Annotated in this window: 18 protein-coding genes; 13 read left to right on the forward strand and 5 right to left on the reverse strand. The window is 57.2% G+C overall.

Annotation, left to right across the window (positions count from 1 at the left end):
- The first annotated feature begins 1 nt into the window (after position 1).
- Genes LY85_RS11945 through LY85_RS11995 form a run of 11 tightly spaced genes read left to right on the forward strand, consistent with a single transcriptional unit; the run spans position 2 to position 9904 of the window.
- Entirely contained in the window at positions 2-1000 is a 999-nt protein-coding gene (locus LY85_RS11945) for a beta-ketoacyl-ACP synthase III (RefSeq protein WP_141826814.1), read from the forward strand.
- Entirely contained in the window at positions 997-1944 is a 948-nt protein-coding gene (gene fabK, locus LY85_RS11950; protein WP_141826815.1) for an enoyl-[acyl-carrier-protein] reductase FabK, read from the forward strand. Before LY85_RS11945 ends, fabK begins: the two co-directional genes overlap by 4 nt.
- On the forward strand, positions 1932-2855 hold the full coding sequence (gene fabD / locus LY85_RS11955) for an ACP S-malonyltransferase (RefSeq protein ID WP_141826816.1): 924 nt from the start codon (positions 1932-1934) through the stop codon (positions 2853-2855). The genes fabK and fabD overlap by 13 nt, the downstream gene beginning before the upstream one ends.
- Positions 2849-3589, forward strand: coding sequence for a 3-oxoacyl-[acyl-carrier-protein] reductase (gene fabG / locus LY85_RS11960; RefSeq protein ID WP_141826817.1), 741 nt, complete (start codon positions 2849-2851; stop codon positions 3587-3589). The genes fabD and fabG overlap by 7 nt, the downstream gene beginning before the upstream one ends.
- 39 nt (positions 3590-3628) lie before the next feature.
- Entirely contained in the window at positions 3629-4741 is a 1113-nt protein-coding gene (locus LY85_RS11965; RefSeq protein ID WP_141826818.1) for a nitronate monooxygenase, read from the forward strand.
- Complete coding sequence (fabF, locus tag LY85_RS11970) at positions 4738-5973, forward strand: beta-ketoacyl-ACP synthase II (RefSeq protein ID WP_141826819.1); 1236 nt, start codon at positions 4738-4740, stop codon at positions 5971-5973. Before LY85_RS11965 ends, fabF begins: the two co-directional genes overlap by 4 nt.
- A 30-nt stretch (positions 5974-6003) precedes the next feature.
- Positions 6004-6432: an acetyl-CoA carboxylase biotin carboxyl carrier protein gene (gene accB / locus LY85_RS11975; protein ID WP_141826820.1), complete on the forward strand. Its 429-nt coding sequence runs from the start codon at positions 6004-6006 to the stop codon at positions 6430-6432.
- Between the two features lie 10 nt (positions 6433-6442).
- Entirely contained in the window at positions 6443-6859 is a 417-nt protein-coding gene (fabZ, locus tag LY85_RS11980) for a 3-hydroxyacyl-ACP dehydratase FabZ (RefSeq protein ID WP_141826821.1), read from the forward strand.
- Positions 6860-6879: 20 nt separating this feature from the next.
- A complete protein-coding gene (accC, locus tag LY85_RS11985) occupies positions 6880-8226 on the forward strand; it encodes an acetyl-CoA carboxylase biotin carboxylase subunit (RefSeq protein WP_141826822.1) in 1347 nt (448 codons plus the stop codon).
- Positions 8220-9089 carry an acetyl-CoA carboxylase, carboxyltransferase subunit beta gene (accD, locus tag LY85_RS11990; protein WP_141826823.1) on the forward strand — a complete coding sequence of 290 codons (870 nt, stop codon included), beginning with the start codon at positions 8220-8222 and terminating at the stop codon, positions 9087-9089. Before accC ends, accD begins: the two co-directional genes overlap by 7 nt.
- Entirely contained in the window at positions 9086-9904 is an 819-nt protein-coding gene (locus LY85_RS11995) for an acetyl-CoA carboxylase carboxyltransferase subunit alpha (RefSeq protein ID WP_141826824.1), read from the forward strand. The genes accD and LY85_RS11995 overlap by 4 nt, the downstream gene beginning before the upstream one ends.
- Before the next feature lie 101 nt (positions 9905-10005).
- On the opposite strand, the gene LY85_RS12000 is transcribed toward LY85_RS11995, so the two are convergent.
- The 5 genes from LY85_RS12000 to LY85_RS12020 form a co-directional block, all read right to left on the reverse strand.
- Positions 10006-11241, reverse strand: coding sequence for an ABC transporter permease (locus LY85_RS12000; RefSeq protein WP_141826825.1), 1236 nt, complete (start codon positions 11239-11241; stop codon positions 10006-10008).
- Positions 11228-11953, reverse strand: a complete 726-nt coding sequence (locus LY85_RS12005) for an ABC transporter ATP-binding protein (RefSeq protein ID WP_141826826.1) — start codon at positions 11951-11953, stop codon at positions 11228-11230. The genes LY85_RS12000 and LY85_RS12005 overlap by 14 nt, the downstream gene beginning before the upstream one ends.
- Positions 11950-13560, reverse strand: coding sequence for an efflux RND transporter periplasmic adaptor subunit (locus tag LY85_RS12010; RefSeq protein ID WP_141826827.1), 1611 nt, complete (start codon positions 13558-13560; stop codon positions 11950-11952). The genes LY85_RS12005 and LY85_RS12010 overlap by 4 nt, the downstream gene beginning before the upstream one ends.
- A gap of 252 nt (positions 13561-13812) precedes the next feature.
- A complete protein-coding gene (locus LY85_RS12015) occupies positions 13813-14643 on the reverse strand; it encodes a TIGR03915 family putative DNA repair protein (protein WP_141826828.1) in 831 nt (276 codons plus the stop codon).
- Entirely contained in the window at positions 14622-15938 is a 1317-nt protein-coding gene (locus LY85_RS12020; RefSeq protein ID WP_141826829.1) for a putative DNA modification/repair radical SAM protein, read from the reverse strand. Before LY85_RS12020 ends, LY85_RS12015 begins: the two co-directional genes overlap by 22 nt.
- An 892-nt stretch (positions 15939-16830) precedes the next feature.
- On the opposite strand from LY85_RS12020, the gene LY85_RS12025 reads away from it, so the two are divergent.
- The gene (locus LY85_RS12025) at positions 16831-17637 is read left to right on the forward strand and encodes a DeoR/GlpR family DNA-binding transcription regulator (protein ID WP_141826830.1); all 807 of its coding nucleotides are present in this window, start codon (positions 16831-16833) and stop codon (positions 17635-17637) included.
- Positions 17634-18626: a dihydroxyacetone kinase subunit DhaK gene (locus LY85_RS19560; protein WP_243122541.1), complete on the forward strand. Its 993-nt coding sequence runs from the start codon at positions 17634-17636 to the stop codon at positions 18624-18626. The genes LY85_RS12025 and LY85_RS19560 overlap by 4 nt, the downstream gene beginning before the upstream one ends.
- The last annotated feature ends 12 nt before the right edge of the window (positions 18627-18638 follow it).

An 18638-nucleotide genomic window follows, 5' to 3' on the forward strand; every position in this document is an offset into this window, starting at 1 on the left:
AATGAGCTTTACGATTATCGGTACGGGAAGCGCGTTTCCGGCGTGCACAAAGACCAACGAGGAACTGTCGCTTCTGATTGATACTTCGGATGAATGGATCTCCACGCGCACAGGGATCAAAAGCAGGCACATTACCACTTCGGAAACCCTGTGCGACTATGCCGCCGAAGCGGCGGCGCGCGCGCTGAAAGACGCTTCCACGGCGCCGGAGGAGCTGGATTTGATCATCTGCTCCACCGCGCGGGGCGATCATATTACACCGTCTCTTGCATGCGAAATCCAGCAAAGGCTGGGTGCGGTCTGTCCGGCGTTCGACCTGAACGCGGCCTGTACCGGCTTTGTCTACGCGCTGGATGTCGCTTTTTCTTATTTTTCGGCAAACAGGGCGAAAAAAATCCTGATTGTTTCGGCGGAGGCCATGTCCAGGCTGCTGGACTGGCAGGACCGCTCTACCTGCGTGCTTTTCGGAGACGGGGCCGGCGCAGTGGTGCTGGCCCCGGGGGACAGCCTGCTTTCCGTCAAAATCGGGGCGAAGGGCGACGCCGCCCCGCTCTACGCGGAAAACACACAAGGCAACTGCCCGTATTCTCAGGTGAAACAGGTGGACCCGTACCTGAAAATGAACGGCAAGGATGTCTATAAATTCGCCGTGGCCGCTATGTGCGGCGATCTGACACAGGTCATCCGCGAAGCGGGGCTGACGGAAGCGGACGTGGACTTTGTCCTGCCCCATCAGGCAAACCTGCGGATTATCGACGCGGCGATCGGCAAGCTTTCCATTGCGCCGGAAAAATACCGGCACAATATTGAACGGTTCGGCAACACCTCCTCGGCGAGCATCCCCATCCTGCTGGATGAGCTCAACCGCGCGGGGGAGCTGCATGCCGGAAATATCCTGGCGCTGACCGCCTTTGGCGGCGGCATGACCACCGGGGCCTGTATCCTCCGCTGGGGGCGAACAGACGGTTCCGACCAGAAAGACAAGGAGGACTGCAGATGATCAAGACACCATTGTGTGAACTGCTCGGGATCGAATATCCCATTCTACAGGGAGGAATGGCCTGGATCGCGGACGCTTCCCTTGCCGCCGCGGTTTCCAACGGCGGCGGGCTGGGCCTGATTTCCGCCATGAACGCAAACGCGGAATGGGTGAAAGGCGAAATCCGCAAGGCGAAAACGCTGACGGACAAACCGTTCGGCGTTAATATCATGCTGATGAGCCCTTACGCGCAGGAGGTCGCCCGGCTTGTCATCGACGAGGGGGTGCCGGTGGTAACGACCGGCGCGGGAAACCCCTCGCAGTATATGGCCGCGTGGCTGGAAGCGGGCGTCAAGGTGCTGCCCGTGGTGGCTTCCACCGGCATCGCGAAGCGCGTCGCCCGGTGCGGCGCGGTCGCCGTTATTGCCGAGGGCTGCGAATCGGGCGGCCACATCGGCGAGCTGACCACCATGACGCTGGTGCCGCAGGTGTGCGACGCGGTGGATATCCCCGTGGTCGCGGCGGGCGGTATTGCGGACGGCCGGGGAATCGCGGCGGCGTTTTTGCTCGGCGCGGCCGGCGTGCAGGTTGGCACCCGGTTTTTGGTGGCGAACGAATGCGGGGTCCATCAGAATTATAAGAATAAAATCCTTCACGCGAAGGATATCGATACCCTGACGACCGGCAAGCGTACCGGACATCCGGTGCGGGCGCTGAAAACCGCCTTCACCCGTGAATTTGCCAAAAAAGAATACGATGCCGACGTTTCCTCAGAGGACCTGGAGGCGTTCGGTTCCGGCGCGCTGCGCCGCGCCGCCGTGGAGGGCGACGAGAAAAACGGATGCTTTATGGCGGGCCAGATCGCGGCCATTGTCGATAAAGAGCAGCCCGCGGCGGAGATCATCCGGGAAATGTTCGGGGAAGCGGAAACTGTGTTGGGTGGTGCCGGAAGATGGGTAAAATAGCGTTTGTTTTTTCCGGGCAGGGCACCCAGTACAGCGGCATGGGCAAAGACCTTTGCGAAAACAGCCCCGCCGCGAAAGAGGTGTTCGACCGCGCCGACGCGCTGCGGCCCGGAACCTCCGCACAGTGTTTCGGCGGTACGCAGGAGGAGCTGAACCAGACCATCAACACGCAGCCCTGCGTGTTCTGCGTGGATCTGGCGGCGGCACAGTGCCTGAAAGCCGAAGGGGTCACCCCCGACGCGGTCGCGGGTTTTTCGCTGGGCGAGGTCGCGGCGCTGACCTTTGCCGGGGCGTTCGGCCCGGACGAGGGAATCCGGCTGGTGTGCCGGCGGGCGGCGTTTATGCAGGATGCCGCGGAAAAGAATCCGAGCGGCATGGCTGCGGTGCTGAAGCTCCCGGTGGAAACCGTGAGGGAGCTTTGCGGCAGATATGAAAACGCTTATCCTGTCAATTACAACTGCAAGGGACAGACCGTCGCCGCGGTTTCCAAAAGCGCGATGGACGCTTTCTGCGCGGATGTGCAGAAAGCGGGCGGCAGAGCCGTCCCTCTGGCGGTCAGCGGCGGGTTCCACTCCCCGTTTATGGACGAGGCGGCAAAAAAGCTGCTCCTGGAGCTGGGAACGGTGGAGATGAAAACGCCCTCCCTGCCGGTTTATTCCAACGTGGATGCGAAGCCCTACGGGGAAAACGGGAAAGTCACGCTGTCGGAGCAGATCAACCACCCCGTTTACTGGCAGAAGTCCGTGGAAAACATGATTGCGGACGGAATCGATACCTTTGTGGAAGTCGGCCCCGGGAAAACCCTGTGCGGCCTGATCAAAAAAATCTCTTCACAGGTGCGTATCCTCAATGTGGAAAACTTTGCGGACGCGCGGGCCGCCGCGGAAGAGTTAAGGAGGACCTCATGCTGAAAGGAAAAACGGCCGTCGTAACCGGCGGTTCCAGAGGAATCGGCAAAGCCATCGCGCTGAGGCTGGCGCAGGAAGGCGCCGACGTCGCCATCCTTTACGCCGGAAACGAAGCGGCGGCACAGGAGACCTGTTCCCTGATCGGGCAGTCCGGCGTAACGGCGAAAGCCTACCGGTGCGACGTTGCGGACGACCGGCAGACCAAAGAAACGGTCGACGCGATTCTTGCCGACTTCGGCGGAATCGATATTCTGGTCAACAACGCGGGCGTCGTGCGGGACGGGCTGATTCTCTCGATGAAGGAAGAGGACTTCGACACCGTGGTCAATACGAACCTCAAGGGCGCGTTCCATATGATCAAGCATACCTACCGCCACTTCATGAAAAAAAGAAGCGGCAGGATCATCAATATCACCTCCGTTTCCGGCGTGACGGGAAACGCCGGCCAGGCCAACTATTCCTCCGCGAAGGCCGGGCTGATCGGCCTGACCAAATCTACGGCGAAGGAGCTTGCCGCGCGGAACGTGACCTGCAACGCGATTGCCCCCGGCTTTATTGACACCGATATGACCGCCGCGCTGACGGACAAGGTCAGGGAAGCCGCCGTGGAGGCCATTCCGTTAAAGCGCATGGGCACCCCCGGCGACATTGCCGCGCTGGCGGCGTTTCTGGCGGGGGACGAGGCGGGCTATCTTACCGGCGAGGTCATTAAAATGGACGGCGGCCTCTGCATGTGATAACGTCAACCGCGCTGTATGCGGAGAATCGAGGATACAATGGCTTATTTTGATCAGAAACCACTCGTCATCGGCGACCTTGTGGCTCAGACCCCCGTTGTGCAGGGAGGAATGGGCGTCGGGATTTCCCTTTCCGGGCTTGCCTCCGCCGTGGCGAACGAGGGCGGAATCGGCGTGCTTTCCGCCGCGGTCGTCGGCATGATGCATCAGACCGGCCCCAGTGCCCGGGACAACATTGCCGCGCTCCGGGAGGAAATCCGCCGGGCGCGCGCAAAAACCAAGGGCGTGCTGGGCGTCAACGTGATGGTTGCGCTGAGCGACTTCGGCGAAATGGTGAAAACCTCTGTCGAAGAGGGTATCGACGTCATTTTCGCGGGCGCGGGCCTGCCGCTGAACCTGCCCTCCTTTGTGGGAAAGGGCTGTAAAACCAAGCTGGTGCCGATTATTTCTTCCGCCCGTGCGGTCAGGACGATTGCGAAATGGTGGAAGGAAAAATACAATTACACCCCCGACGCGTTTGTCGTCGAAGGACCCATGGCCGGCGGGCATCTGGGCTTTCATAAGGAACAGATCGACGACCCGGAGTACCGGCTGGAAAAGCTGGTGCCGCAGGTGTTGGAGGCGGTCCGCCCGCTCGAGGAGCAGGCGGGGCGCAAAATTCCCGTGATCGCCGCGGGCGGGATTTTCAGCGGCGCGGATATCCGGCGGTTTTTCGATCTGGGCGCTTCCGCGGTGCAGATGGCGACCCGCTTCGTGGCCACCGAGGAATGCGACGCGGACATCGCCTTTAAAAACGCCTATGTCGCCTGTAAAAAGGAGGATATCGGTATTATCCAAAGCCCCGTGGGCATGCCCGGACGCGCCATTGTGAACGGGTTCCTTCAGCAGGCCGCACAGGGGGAGAAGCACCCCGCCGGCTGCCCGTTCCACTGCATTATTACCTGCAAGCAGAAGGAAAGCCCCTACTGCATCTCCATGGCGCTGATCAACGCCGGCAGGGGCAGGATGGAAAACGGCTTTGCGTTTATTGGGGCGAACGGTTACAAGGTGAAAGAGATCGTATCGGTCAAAAAGCTGTTCGAGACTCTTTCAGAGGAGTACCGGCAGAGTAAAGACGGCGCGCTTGCCGCAGTAAGAGAGGATTCAATATGAGAAGAGTGGTTGTTACCGGGATGGGCGTGATTTCGCCCGTCGGAAATACCGTGGAATCGTTCTGGGACAGTCTGGTGGAAGGCCGGAGCGGAATCGATTTTATCACGAAATTCGATACCGCCGATTATAAGGTGAAAATCGCGGCGGAGGTCAAAGACTTTGACCCGCATAACTATATGGAAAAGGGCGAAATCCGCAAGACGGACCTGTTCGCGCAGTATGCCGTTGCCGCCGCCGCGCAGGCGGTGGAGGACAGCGAAATTCTCGGCAAGGTCGAGCCCGAGCGGTTCGGCGTTTACGTCGGTTCCGGAATCGGCGGCATGAGCACCTTCATCAACGAGTGCGATAAGCTGCTGAAGGGCGGGCCGAGGAAGGTTTCCCCCCTCTTTGTCCCGATGATGATTTCCAACATGGCGTCGGGCAATATCGCCATCAAATACAACGCGCAGGGCCCCAGCCTTCCGGTCGTGACCGCCTGCGCGACATCCACCAACGCGGTGGGCGAAGCGTTCCGCTCCATCCGTTTCGGGTACGCGGACGTCATCCTTGCGGGCGGCGCGGAAGCGACCGTCAACCCGCTCGCGATCGCGGGCTTTACCAACTGCATGGCGCTCTCCACCAAAAATATCCCCGAAGAATCCTCCATCCCGTTTGACAAGCGCCGCGACGGCTTTGTCATGGGCGAGGGCGCGGGAATTCTGGTGCTGGAGGAATATGAGCACGCAAAGGCCCGCGGCGCGAAGATTTACGCGGAAGTCAGCGGCTACGGCAACACCTGCGACGCGCACCATATTACGGCTCCCCACCCGGAGGCCGTCGGCGGCGCGAGGGCGATTTCCCTTGCCATGGAGGAAGCCGGGCTGCAGGAAGAGACGGAAATCTATATCAACGCGCACGGTACGGGGACTCCCCTGAACGATAAATCCGAAACCATTGCGATCAAAAAGGCGCTGGGCGACAGGGCGTACCATGTCTGCATCAGCTCCACCAAGTCCATGACCGGCCACATGCTCGGCGCGGCGGGCGCGATCGAGGCGATCGCCTCCGTGCTTGCCCTGAAAAACGGGGTGATCCCCCCGACCGTCGGCTACCGCGAAAAGGACGAGGACTGTGACCTTGACTATGTGCCGAACACCGCAAGGGAGAAGGACGTCAGCGCCGCACTTTCCGTTTCGCTGGGCTTCGGCGGTCACAACGCCTGTATCGCCCTGCGAAAATACCGCGGCGAATAGGACTTGAATGTGGAAAGGACTGGTTTTGGTTTGGATATTCAGCAAATTAAGGAAATTGCGGAGACCATGCGCGAAAACGGGCTGACTTTGGTCGATATCACACAGGACGGAATCTCCCTCCGGCTGGAGCGGAAACCCGTCTGCGTGGAGGCTCTTCCCGTTCCGACAGCCGTTCCGCCGCAGATCGCGGCCGAGGCGGCGCCCGCCCCCTCAAAGGAATGCGGAGGAGTGGAAGTGAAATCGCCGATCGTCGGCGTGTTTTACGCTTCCGCTTCCCCCGATTCGGAGCCGTACGTACAGGTCGGCAGCCGCGTAAAAAAGGGCGACACGCTCTGTATCATTGAAGCCATGAAGCTGCTCAACGAAATCAGCGCGGAGTGCGACGGGGAAATCACCGAAATCTGCGCGGCCAGCGGCCAGGTCGTGGAGTACGCGCAGGTACTGTTCCGGATCAGGTAGGAGGTTTTTTATGAACAGAGAAGAAATCATGAAAATGATTCCCCACCGGGAACCCATGCTGCTGGTTGACCAAGTGGAAAAAACAGGGGAAACAACGGCGAAGGGGACCTATACCATCAGGGGGGACGAATGGTTTTTAAAGGGACATTTTCCCGGAAACCCCGTCGTTCCCGGCGTTATTCTGTGCGAAATCTTGGCGCAGGCATGCTGCATCCTGATCGGGGAGAAAATCAACGGCCGTACGCCGTATTATACGGGACTGGATAAGGTGCGCTTCAAGCACACGGTCCTCCCGGGGGATACACTCACAGTCGAGTGCAGCCTGACAAAGGAAAGAGGCCCTTTCTGCTTTGCAAGCGCCAAAGGCTATGTGGGTGAGCAGCTGGCGGTTTCCGGCGAGCTTTCCTTCGCGCTGGTCGGCGGCTGACAGGAAAGGAAGGCTGAAGCTTGTTTTCTAAAATATTGATTGCCAACCGCGGCGAAATCGCCGTCCGCATCATCCGCGCCTGTAAGGAGATGGGAATTTCGAGCGTAGCGGTTTTTTCGGAGGCGGACAGGGATTCCCTGCACGTCAGCCTTGCGGACGAAAGCATCTGCATCGGCCCCGCGCAGGCGAAGGACAGCTATCTGAACATGAGCGCCATCCTCTCCGCCGCCGTGGTAACGGGCGCGCAGGCCATCCACCCCGGTTACGGGCTGCTGTCCGAAAACGCGGACTTCGCGTCGCTCTGTGAAAAATGCGGCATCGCGTTCATCGGGCCGAGCGCCGACCTCATCCGCAAAATGGGCGACAAGGACGCGGCGCGCAAGACGATGCGCGCGGCCGGGGTCCCCGTTGTGCCGGGCTGCGATATCCTTGACGACCCCGCTTTGATTCAGCAGGAAGCCGACAAAATCGGGTACCCCCTTCTGGTCAAGGCCCGTGCGGGCGGCGGCGGGCGGGGAATCCGCACGGTCAACAGCGCCAAAGAGCTGAAAAACGCCTTTGCCGCGGCTTCTGCGGAAGCGCAGAGCGCGTTCGGCGACGGCGAGGTCTACATGGAAAAATATCTGTTCCCGGTAAAGCATATCGAAATGCAGATTTTATGCGACGGCTATGGGAACGTCGTCTGCCTGGGCGAGCGGGAATGCTCCGTCCAGCGCAAACGCCAGAAGCTGCTGGAGGAAAGCCCCTCCCCCGCCGTCGGCGCCGAAACGCGCCGGAAGATGATGGAGGCGGCAGTCAGGGCGGCCCGGGCGGTCAAATACGTCAACGCCGGTACCATCGAGTTCCTGATGGATAAGACCGGGAATTTTTATTTTATGGAAATGAATACGAGGCTTCAGGTGGAGCATCCCGTAACGGAGATGGTGACCGGAATCGACCTTGTAAAGTGGCAGATCCGGATCGCGTCCGGCGTGCCTCTTTCCTATAAACAGGAAGATATCAAGATCGAAGGCACCGCCATCGAGTGCCGCATCAATGCGGAAAATCCGCGTGACGGGTTCCGCCCCAGCTGCGGCGTCATTTCCTTTCTGCATATTCCGGGCGGGCCATGGGTCCGTTTTGACACGGCCCTGTATCAGGACTATACCGTTCCGCCGTTTTACGACTCCATGATCGCCAAGCTGATCGTACACGCCAAAACGCGCGAGGAAGCCATCCGCAAAATGCAGGCGGCCCTGTGCGAGCTGGTGATCGAGGGCGTGGAGCACAACGCGGAGCAGCAGATGGATATTCTGAGCGACAGCGAATTTATCGCCGGCGACTATTATACCGATTTGATCGAGAAACGGGGTAACGTTCCGTGCTGAAAAAAGAATTTTTTCGCAAGCCGAAAAACGAGCTTGAAAATTACAACAAGTATCTCAAAACGGTTTCGCCCGATGTTCCGGGCGAAATGTGCGTTTTATGCCCCTCGTGCAAACAGACGCTTTTTACGGGCGCACTGAATGAAAACAGCAATGTCTGCCCGAAATGCGGGTATCATTTCCGTATGAACGCCCGCCAGCGCATCAGCATGCTGACGGATGAGAATACCTTTGAGGAGCTTTACGGCGGAATTCTTTCCAAAAATCCGATTGATTTTCCTGGCTACCCGGAAAAGATCAAGCACGCAAGGCTGGAAAGCGCCGAGAAAGAGGCCGTTGTCTGCGGCACCGCCAGAATCGGCGGAAACGACTGCGCGCTGTTCGTTATGGAGCCCCACTTTATGATGGGCAGCATGGGTACGGTGGTAGGCGAAAAAATCACACGGATTTTCGAGTACGCCCGTGACCATTCCCTGCCGGTTGTCGGCTGTACTGTTTCCGGCGGGGCCAGAATGCAGGAGGGAATCCTTTCGCTGATGCAGATGGCCAAGACCAGCGGGGCCGTCAAGCTGCACAGCGACGCGGGGAACCTGTACATTGCCGTTCTGACAGACCCGACCACCGGCGGCGTGACCGCCAGCTTTGCCATGGAGGCCGACATCATCCTTGCCGAGCCGAACGCGCTGATCGGCTTTGCCGGGCCGCGCGTGATTGAGCAGACCATCCGCCAGAAGCTGCCCTCGGGCTTTCAGCGGGCGGAATTCCTGCTGGAAAAAGGCTTTGTCGACGCGATTGTCGACCGGAAGAACCAGAGAAAGCAGATTGCAAGGCTTCTTTCCCTGCACACAGGGAGGGAATGCGGATGAGCGCTTATGACAAGGTGGCCGCCGCCCGGGCCAAGGGCAGGCCGACCGGAACGGATTTTATCGCCAATATCTTTGAGGATTTTGTCGAGCTGCACGGCGACCGCCGTTTCGGTGACGACAAGGCCGTCGTGGCGGGCATTGCCCGGCTGAATACCATGCCGGTGACGGTGGTGGCTCTGGAACGGGGACACGATACCAAGGAAAAGGTTTTCCGCAATTTCGGTTCCGCCCATCCGGAAGGGTACCGCAAGGCCCTGCGGCAGATGAAGCTCGCGGAAAAATTCGGCCGTCCCGTGGTGTGCTTTGTGGACACCTCCGGCGCGTTCTGCGGTATTGCCGCGGAGGAACGCGGGCAGGGGCAGGCGATTGCAGAGAACCTGATGGAAATGATGACGCTGAGGGTCCCGGTTGTCTCCGTGCTGATCGGTGAGGGCGGAAGCGGCGGGGCGCTCGCGCTCGCCGTTGCCGACGAGGTCTGGATGCTGGAAAACGCCATTTACTCCGTCATTTCCCCCGAGGGATGCGCCAGCATCCTTTGGAAGGATTCCTCCCGGGTGAAAGAGGCGTCGGAATGCCTGAAGCTCACCGCGCAGGATCTTCTGGAGCTGAAGGTGATCGAGCGCGTCGTCGGGGAAAGCGGCAGGAATTTCCACAGGACTTATCAGGAGATCAAACAGGGCCTGTGGGAAACGCTTGTGAGAAACAAAAATCTTGACCCGGAGGAGCTGGTACAGAAACGCTACGAACGCTTTCGCGGCATCGGCTCCGGACCGGCAGATCGGGAGGTGCCGTGCCCGGCGCGGCGGAGGGAGTAGGCGGTGACAGATGCCCGATTGGGGGAGTTAAGTAAAAACGCGTCCTGCAACCGGACTTAAAAACCCGGGCAGGACGCGTTTTTTATGATGATAGGATAATTTTATTCGTACCGCAGGGCCTCGATCGGGTCGAGCTTTGCGGCCTTGTTCGCGGGGTAGTAGCCGAAGAAAATGCCGATGGCCATGGAGAAGCCCACGGCGACCGCAATGGCGGAGGGGGTGGGATAAGCCGCCTGCTTCAGCAGCAGCCCGCCCGCGTAACCGAGACCGGCTCCCAGAATGATTCCGAAAATACCCCCGATCAGGCAGATAATCATGGACTCTACGATAAACTGGGTGCGGATGGCGCTGTCCGGCGCCCCGAGCGCCTTGCGCACGCCGATTTCCCTTGTGCGCTCCGTGACGGAAACCAGCATGATGTTCATGACCCCGATGCCGCCGACCAGCAGCGAAATGGCCGCGATAATGGAAATGGCAAGGGTAAGGGTGCCCATCATCGAATTCATTTCGGAAATCTGGGATTCCAGGCTCATAGCAAAGCATTGAAAGAATTTATTTTTGGTATAAAAAGTGTTGAAAAAATTCTGCGTATCGTCGGCGAACTGGGTATAATCGATTCCGCGCGCGGCCATGACCGTCAGGCTCTGATATCCGTCGTCGTCGCCGGTCAGTTCCTTTGCGGCCGTTACCGGAATGTAAAAGGTGGTACGCGTGTCCTGCCGCATAAACATGGAAGAGGAAGCTTCCTGATAAACCCCGACGACCGTGAAGGTCTTATATCCATAATTGGTTTCCATGCGGATCTGCTTGCCGATCGGGTTATCGGCCGAGCCGTACAGCTCCGCAGCCAGCCGCTCGGAAATCACGGCGACCTTGCTGACGCGCTGCTCGTCTTTTTCGGCGATGAACCGGCCGCGGATCACGGTGATGTTGTCGACCAGCATCGAGCCTTCATTGACTCCGGAAAGGGAAACATTGGACGTTTTGTGGCCGTTCTTGATTTTTCCGGTCCCCGCACTTGCGCTCAATCCGATTGCGGTGATCTTGTCGGCGTATTTCTTTTGGTATTTCGCGATCATATCGGTTGAAATATAATCGTCTTTCGTCATGGGGGAGCCGCCTCCGCCGCCTTCCTTGCTGGAGAGATAAACCGAAATGTTGGTAATGCCGAAATTTGCAAGCGCGTCGTTGACGGAGGTGGTCATCGCGTTGCCTACGGAGGTGATGGCGATGACGGAGCCGATGCCGATGATAATGCCCAGCATGGTGAGCAGGGCGCGCATTTTATTGGAGATCAGCCCGTTGATGGCAAGAGAAATATTTTCAAGCAGATTCATGATTTTCCTCCTGAAAAACAGGCTGGTTGTCTTTGTCGCTCTGGATTCTGCCGTCGTGAATCGTAATGATCCGTTCGGTTTCCATCGCCAGCTCGTTGTTATGGGTAATCAGGACGATCGTCTTCCCCTGCTCCTGGTGGAGCTTGTGGAACAGGTCCATGACCAGGCGGCCCGTGGTGCTGTCCAGCGCGCCGGTCGGCTCGTCCGCAAGGATGATCGCGGGGTCGTTCGCCATGGCGCGGGCAATGGCGATCCGCTGCTTCTGTCCGCCGGAAAGCTCGTTGGGCATATGCTTTGAGCGGTCTTCCATCTCCACCAACTTCAAAAGCTCCATCGCGCGGGCGGCCCTTTTTTTACCCGGCATCCCCGCGTAAAGCATGGGGAGCTCCACGTTGCCCAGCGAGGTGGAACGAGGAATCAGGTTAAAGGTCTGAAAAACAAACCCGATTTTTTTGTTGCGGATTTCCGAAAGCTCGTTGCTGCTCATTTTGCTGATTGGCACGCCGTCCAGGATGTAGTCGCCGGCGGTCGGCCGGTCCAGCGCGCCGATGATATTCATCAGGGTGGATTTGCCCGAGCCGGACGCGCCGACAATGGAGACAAACTGCCCCTCGTAAATATCCAGGGTGATGCCGTGCAGGATTTCCAGCTCGTTGGGCGTTCCTATGTAAAAGGTTTTAACGATATCGTGCATATCGATTACAGTATTCATGGTCTCATACCCGCCGCTCTGAATCCCGCGCCGCCTCCGGATTCGGTTCCTTCCACCGCGCCGGAAAGCTTGACGGTTTCGCCCGGCTTGATCTCTTTGGCGTCGGAAATGATCTGCATGCCTTCCTTCAGCCCGTCCCCGGAAATTTCCTCCTCTGCGTCCGTCTCAATTCCCGTTGTTACGGTGACGGCCTGCACTTTAAAGGTTCCGTCCTTCTGCGGCACGGCGGCGTAGACAACGCTCTTTCCGGAAGCGTCGGCGGATACCGCGTCATACGGCACTGCGAAAACGTCCTTCTTCTGTTCCAGAATGATGTCCGCGCTTCCGTTCATGCCGATTCTCAGGGGAGTATCCTTTGAGGTGATCAGAACGTCGGCCTCAAATTCGGCGTCGTTGCTGCTGGCGGCTTTGCCGTCGGCTCCCTTGACGGAAGCGGGAGAAACCCTTTCGAGCACGCCCTCAAATTCCTTATCGGCGATCGCGTCGGCCGTCACAGCCACCTTCATGCCTTCTTTTACGTTGGTAATGTCATATTCCTTGATTTTTACGGTCATTTTCAGCGCGGCAGTGTCCTCTATTACAAACATCAGGCCGCTCGCGGGGGCGTTCTGCACCGCGTAAACGGCGGTGACCGTGCCGGAATTCGGAGCGGTGACCGTGCACTTGTCAAGCTTGGTCTGCAGCGCCTGCAGTTCTTTTACCGACGCCGTGTCGTCGGCGGAAAGCTTCGAGGTAATAATGTCGTCCTGCGCCGTTTTCAGGTCCTGATTGACGGAGGTCTGTGTCGCCGTGAGCGACTTGACCGCGCTGTCATACGCGGACTGCGCCGCCGCGGTCGATTTGACGTACTGGTCGCGCTCCTCGTCCGCGGCGGTCGCCACGGCGTTCAGGTTTTTCTGCGCGTTGTCGTAGGAAAGCTGGGCGGATTCCATGGCGTTTCTGTACTGGGACAGCTGAGATTCATATTCATAGGTGCCGTCCATGTCGTCCTTATATTCTTTCTTATAATCGTTATATGTTTTTGTTGCGTTGTCAAGCTGAAGCTTGGCGCTGCTCAGCGTCTGTTTGGCGGAAAGCAGCGAGGTGTTCAGGTTTTCCTGTATATGCTTTTCCGCGTCGCTCTGTTTCTGCTGCGCATTCTCCAGATCGCGCTTGGCGGAGTCCACTTTGTCCTGCGCGGCGTTGATCTGCGTATTCAGCCCGGCGTTCAGAGTGCTGGAGGTATCGTTGTATTTCTTCTGGCTCGCCTGTATCTTCTGATAAGCCAGCTTCGCGTTGCTGCTCAAAGCGGCCTGCTTTTGCCCGATGGTATCTTCCAGGTCCCCGAAATCCAGCTTGCAGAGCACGTCTCCGGCGCTGACGCGGTCGCCGACTTCCACGGGCAGCGTTTTGACGGAATAATTCAGGTCCGTATATACCTTTACGGAGTTGGTGCTTTCCACCACTCCGGTAGTGCTGACCGTGTTGCGCAGCTCGGTTTTGCTTAGCGGGGTGCTCTGCACCGATGGTACCGCGGAACTTTTCGGCAGAAATGCGTTGACCGCAACCGCGGCTACAACAATCACCGCGACGGCGATCAAAATAATCTTTTTCCTTTTTTTCTTCACAGTGGTAGTCACTCCTTCGTTTGTGGAACAAAAAGCACGTTGACAGTTCTATCCAGTATGTACTATTTGATTAATACAATCATACAGCCGAGGGGTAAAAATGTCAATATTAAGACTATAGGAATTGGGCAAAAAAGAGTTTAAATAATTGTGAAAAGAAATGGTGTATTCTGTGAACAATTACAAGCGGGCCTTTTCCCAATGGAAAAAGGCCCGCAAAGCAAGGTGCGGCGGCAAATAAAAAACAGATGATCATCGGCCTGACGATTCCGTACCGGAACCGTTCAGAAGCTTCGGCCGCCCGGGCAGCTCCTGTTTTTTTCGGGTATTTCTCTCCGTGCTGAATTCCGTCATGCAGTTCCAGTAGCGCTTTGGCATATGGCTCATACGGCACTTCGGGTTGTGACGGCCCTGCACCTCGATGGTGCTGTAAAAAAGACGCCAAAGCTCCCGGAAGGAACGTTCTTCCTCGTCCGGTTCGGGCATCTGGAAATCGTCTGCGGAAATGATTTTCGAGCGGTAGGGCTGATAGATCAGAGCCATGGAGTGCGTGCGGTCGTAAATCAAAAAGCGTTCCTCCGGGTACCGTTCCCGGAAATGAGGGGCCAGCAGGGGCAGCACGAGGTTTTTGGGTTCGATCTCGGCGGCAAGCGCGCCGTCAAAGACGGAAAAGCGCAGAAAGCCTTTCAGCAGGTGCGCTTCGTTGGTCAGGTGCTTGACCGCTTTAAAAAGCGTGTTTACCACATCGTCCGCCAGCATATTCATCACCCGGGGACCGAAGGAAAAGCCCATGCGGAGAAACAGCAGGATAAAAAGCTCTTTCCGGGGCAGGCACGTCAGATAAGCGCGGCGTACGAAATCCAGCGCTTCCATCCCCATTTTCCCCGGGATGGAAGCCAGCACCCGGGCCGATTTTTTGGGATCGGTCACGATCTCCCTCTGCGGCAGCAGAACGGTCTGCTCCGTGTCGGGCGAAAAAATATCCGCGGGAATTTCACGCTTTTCGTAGCTCTCAAAGACACAGCATAAAAGCCCGTCAAAGCTTCCGTCGTAGCAGTAAATCAGATTTGACCGGTCAGGCATTTTCGCACATCCTCCTGTGTCAGGCGCGGCTGCTCAAACAGGGAAAGCTGCTCCGGTTCAAAGCCCGCGCCCTGACGGTACATGCCCAGCGCGGTATCGGACATCAGCGAGCGTAGCGCGGCGTCCTGTGTGATTTTCAGCCCGTCGGCGATTTTTCCGCCGCATGTAATGAAGTACTGCGCCCGTTTCAGCACAACGCCCAGCTTTTTCAGCCCGTCAAAATTCAGCGGCCCGGTTCGCCGGGCGGTAACGATGCGTTTGGCGCTGGTCACGCCGATTCCCGGTATGCGCAGCAGCTCCGCATACGGCGCACGGTTGATTTCCATAGGAAAGCATTCCATATGATTGAGCGCCCAGTTGCATTTCGGGTCTATATAAGGGTTAAAGGTCTGATGGCCGGCGTCCAGGATTTCATTGGCGGAAAAGCCGTAGAACCGCAGAAGCCAGTCCGCCTGGTACAGCCGGTGCTCCCGCAGAAGCGGGGGCTTTGTGTCCGTGGGGGGCAGCAGAGCGCTGTCGGAAACGGGCATATAGGCGGAAAAGAAAACGCGTTTCAGCTTGTATTTTTTATAAAGGCCCTCGGTCAGGTTCAGAATCTGAAAATCCGTCTCCGGCGTGGCGCCTACGATCATCTGCGTGCTCTGTCCGGCGGGGGCAAATCTGGGAGCGTGCCGGTATCTGACAAGGTCGGTGGTGTTTTCCTGAATCCGGTTCTGAATATATCCCATGGGCGCCAGAATGGAATGCTTCGATTTGTCCGGAGCCAGCAGCTTCAGGCTGCTCTGGGACGGCAGCTCAATGTTGACGCTCATGCGGTCGGCCAGCATTCCCAGACGGGAAATCAGCACGCTGTCCGCGCCGGGGATGGCCTTTGCATGGATGTAGCCCGAAAACCGGTATTCCTCCCGCAGAATCCGCAGCGCCTCGATCATCTGCTCACAGGTGTAGTCCGGGTTCCGCTGAATGCCCGAGCTGAGGAAAAGCCCTTCTATATAATTGCGGCGGTAAAAGTTGATGGTCAGCTCTGCCAGCTCGCGCGGGGTAAAGGCGGCGCGGGGCGTGTCGTTGGAGCGGCGGTTCACGCAGTACTGGCAGTCGTAGGTGCAGGCGTTGGTCATCAGCACCTTCAAAAGCGAGATGCACCGCCCGTCCGCGGCGAAGCTGTGGCAGATGCCGCAGGCGGTGGCGTTTCCGATCCCGCCGCGCGAAGCCTTTTTGTCCACTCCGCTGGAGGTGCAGGCCACGTCGTACTTTGCCGCGTCGGTCAGAATTTTCAGTTTATCAAAGACGTCCATGTCTTTCAGCTCCTTATGATGGGGTACCGTTCTTTTTGGCGCCTGCTTGCGGCAATGCACTCAGACAGTTATGAGTGATTGACTCCCTTCGTCGCGCCGGGCGCGACACCTCCCTCACGGAGGGAGGCAGGGGTTGGTTTCTTTAGGCTCCCTCTTTGAGGGAGTTTCGTCCCAGTTTGCGTATTCCCCCGTCAATGAAAACCATAGCGGTATCGTATCTCCTAAAGACCTTTGGGGATACTCGGGGGTGCAGGGGGATTCTTAATTCCCGGGGCTGTTTAGAACGACGGGATTAGTTATCGATTCATTATTTTGTTTGCAGTCGAGTCCGCCGTAGGCGTTTCCCGACCGGCAGGTCCCCGCCCGGCCTGAGGGCAGAGCTGACGATTAGAAACAGGAATTCGGAAAGCACCGTGCTTCCCAATGAACTCCCTCCGTCGCACCGGGCGCGGCACCTCCCTCGCGGAAGGGAGGCAGTTTTTTCCCCTCTTTAGAGGGCTTTGCTCTATCATAACACAGAACATACGTTCTTGTAAAGGCAGAGAAAAAATTTTGAGCGGAGAAGCATTCCGATTGCATTTTACATCTTTGTCAATTTGGAGAGCCATTCTCCATAACCGTAATGTTTCGAAAGCTATTGATCCTGTTTTTAACCTCAAAGAACTGATATTTACACAGAAGAAAAAATAAAAATTCGGTATAGGCGGAAATTCTTTGACTAATATTCCTATATATTATATACTAAATACAGATTTTATAAGAAAATAAAGCAAAATCGGACAGGTTTCGAAGAAGGAAAGCAAAAAGTTTCATAAATTTATTTTTTTATAAAATATATTGACTTTTGAAAGTTAATGATATAATATTAAAACACAACGAAAGGGAGAGCGTTATGCTTACTGTAGAAAAAAAGAACCTGATCCTTTCCATGCTGCAAGAAAAGCCGGTCGTAACCGTACCGGAGCTGAGCCAGGCGCTGGAAACCTCTGAGGTGACCGTGCGCAAGATCCTGAATGAACTGGACGAGCAGGGCCTTTTAAGACGTACCCGCGGGGGTGCGGTCAACATCTCCACCATTCGTGAATTTGAAGAAAAAGAAAAAGAAAAGAAGAACACGGGCGAAAAACGAGCGATCGCAAAAAAAGCGTATGAGTACATCGATCCCACGGACACCGTTTTTATCGACGCCGGTTCCACCACGCTGGAGCTTGTCAAGCTGATTAAAAACGGCGGCAAGCGCGATATTGTGGTGATTACCAACGCGCTGAACATCGCGTTTGAGCTTCTGGACGCCGATGACATCGAGCTGGTGTTCATTGGCGGAAGCGTCCGCCACAAAATCATGTCCTGTGTCGGCGGATTCGCGGAAAACACAATTAACAGCCTCTGTATGGATAAAGCGTTTATCGGGTGTAATAGTATTACCGTGGAAACGGGAATTACAACCCCGAATCTTTATGAAGCACAGGTCAAACAGTGCGTGCTCAGAGCCGCGCGCGAAACCATCCTGATCTCCGATTCCACCAAATTCGGGCATACGTCCATGGCGCGGATCAGCCCGATTAAAAATATTACGCGGCTGATTACGGACAGCCGGATTCCCCAGCAGCTGAGAAGCCAGATCGAAGGTACGGGAGTCGATCTTGTCGTGGTCAATCCGGAGGAAAACAATGAAACGCGAAAGGACAATGGATTTTGAATAAGATCATCAACCAGCCGGAACAGATGATAGAGCAGATGCTCGAAGGCTATATCGCCACCTGTCCGGACCTGCTGGAAGCGCTGCCCCGGTCCAAAGGCATTCTGACAAAGCGGAAAAAGGACAAGGTGTCCATCGTGACGGGCGGCGGTTCGGGAAACGAGCCGTGGATCATCGGTTACGTGGGGGAAGGGCTCGCGGACGGCGCGGCGCTGGGCAATGTGTATATTGCGCCCCCCGCGCGGGCAATTTTAAATGTGACGAAAGCGGTCCGCCACGAAAAGGGCGTTATCTATATCTGTACGAATCACGCGGGCGACGTGCTGAATTTCGAGCTGGTCGGCGAGCTCGCCGAAATGGACGGCATCCGTACGCGCTGCGTGTTTGTCGCGGACGATATCACCAGCGCCCCGCGGGAGCAGCAGAGCGAACGCCGCGGCGTGGCGGGAATCGCGATGGTGATGAAGGTCGCGGGCGCGGCGTGCGACGCCGGGCTGGGGCTGGACGACGCGGTGCGGGTCATTCAGAAAGCGAACCGCAGCACGTTCACGTTCAGCGTGACGACCTCTCCGGGCTATCTTCCCAGCGGAAAGGCCATGTGCGAGCTGCCGGACGGCTTCATCGAGTACGGCATGGGCTTCAACGGGGAGCCCGGTGTCCTGCGCACGGAGCTGAAGCCCGCGGATGAGATCGCGGATACCATGCTGAAATACCTGCTGGACGACAGCGGGATTTCCGGCGGAGACGAGATCGCCGTCATGGTGAACGGGTTCGGTTTTACCAGCCTGCTGGAGCTGAGCATCGTCAACCGCAGGGTGGCCGAGAGCCTCAGGGAAAAAGGAATCATTCTGCACGATATTTTTATCGATACGCTTTTCCAGCCGCAGGGGACCGGCGGGTTTTCCATTTCGATCCTGAAGCTGGACGAGGAGCTGAAACCGTATTACGACGCGCCCGCCTATTCGCCGTTCTTTAAAAAGTACAGATAAATACGGACGCGC

It is taken from the genome of Clostridium sp. KNHs216 (assembly GCF_006714885.1).
In the GTDB taxonomy this organism is placed as follows: Bacteria; Bacillota; Clostridia; order Oscillospirales; family Acutalibacteraceae; genus Caproiciproducens.

Excerpts from the sequence above, each read along its gene's own strand:
- LY85_RS11945 (WP_141826814.1), top strand. The coding sequence starts at position 2 with ATGAGCTTTACGATTATCGGTACGGGAAGCGCGTTTCCGGCGTGCACA.
- fabK (WP_141826815.1), top strand. The coding sequence starts at position 997 with ATGATCAAGACACCATTGTGTGAACTGCTCGGGATCGAATATCCCATT.
- fabD (WP_141826816.1), top strand. The coding sequence starts at position 1,932 with ATGGGTAAAATAGCGTTTGTTTTTTCCGGGCAGGGCACCCAGTACAGC.
- fabG (WP_141826817.1), top strand. The coding sequence starts at position 2,849 with ATGCTGAAAGGAAAAACGGCCGTCGTAACCGGCGGTTCCAGAGGAATC.
- LY85_RS11965 (WP_141826818.1), top strand. The coding sequence starts at position 3,629 with ATGGCTTATTTTGATCAGAAACCACTCGTCATCGGCGACCTTGTGGCT.
- fabF (WP_141826819.1), top strand. The coding sequence starts at position 4,738 with ATGAGAAGAGTGGTTGTTACCGGGATGGGCGTGATTTCGCCCGTCGGA.
- fabZ (WP_141826821.1), top strand. The coding sequence starts at position 6,443 with ATGAACAGAGAAGAAATCATGAAAATGATTCCCCACCGGGAACCCATG.
- LY85_RS11995 (WP_141826824.1), top strand. The coding sequence starts at position 9,086 with ATGAGCGCTTATGACAAGGTGGCCGCCGCCCGGGCCAAGGGCAGGCCG.
- LY85_RS12000 (WP_141826825.1), bottom strand. The coding sequence starts at position 11,241 with ATGAATCTGCTTGAAAATATTTCTCTTGCCATCAACGGGCTGATCTCC.
- LY85_RS12005 (WP_141826826.1), bottom strand. The coding sequence starts at position 11,953 with ATGAATACTGTAATCGATATGCACGATATCGTTAAAACCTTTTACATA.
- LY85_RS12015 (WP_141826828.1), bottom strand. The coding sequence starts at position 14,643 with ATGCCTGACCGGTCAAATCTGATTTACTGCTACGACGGAAGCTTTGAC.
- LY85_RS12020 (WP_141826829.1), bottom strand. The coding sequence starts at position 15,938 with ATGGACGTCTTTGATAAACTGAAAATTCTGACCGACGCGGCAAAGTAC.
- LY85_RS12025 (WP_141826830.1), top strand. The coding sequence starts at position 16,831 with ATGCTTACTGTAGAAAAAAAGAACCTGATCCTTTCCATGCTGCAAGAA.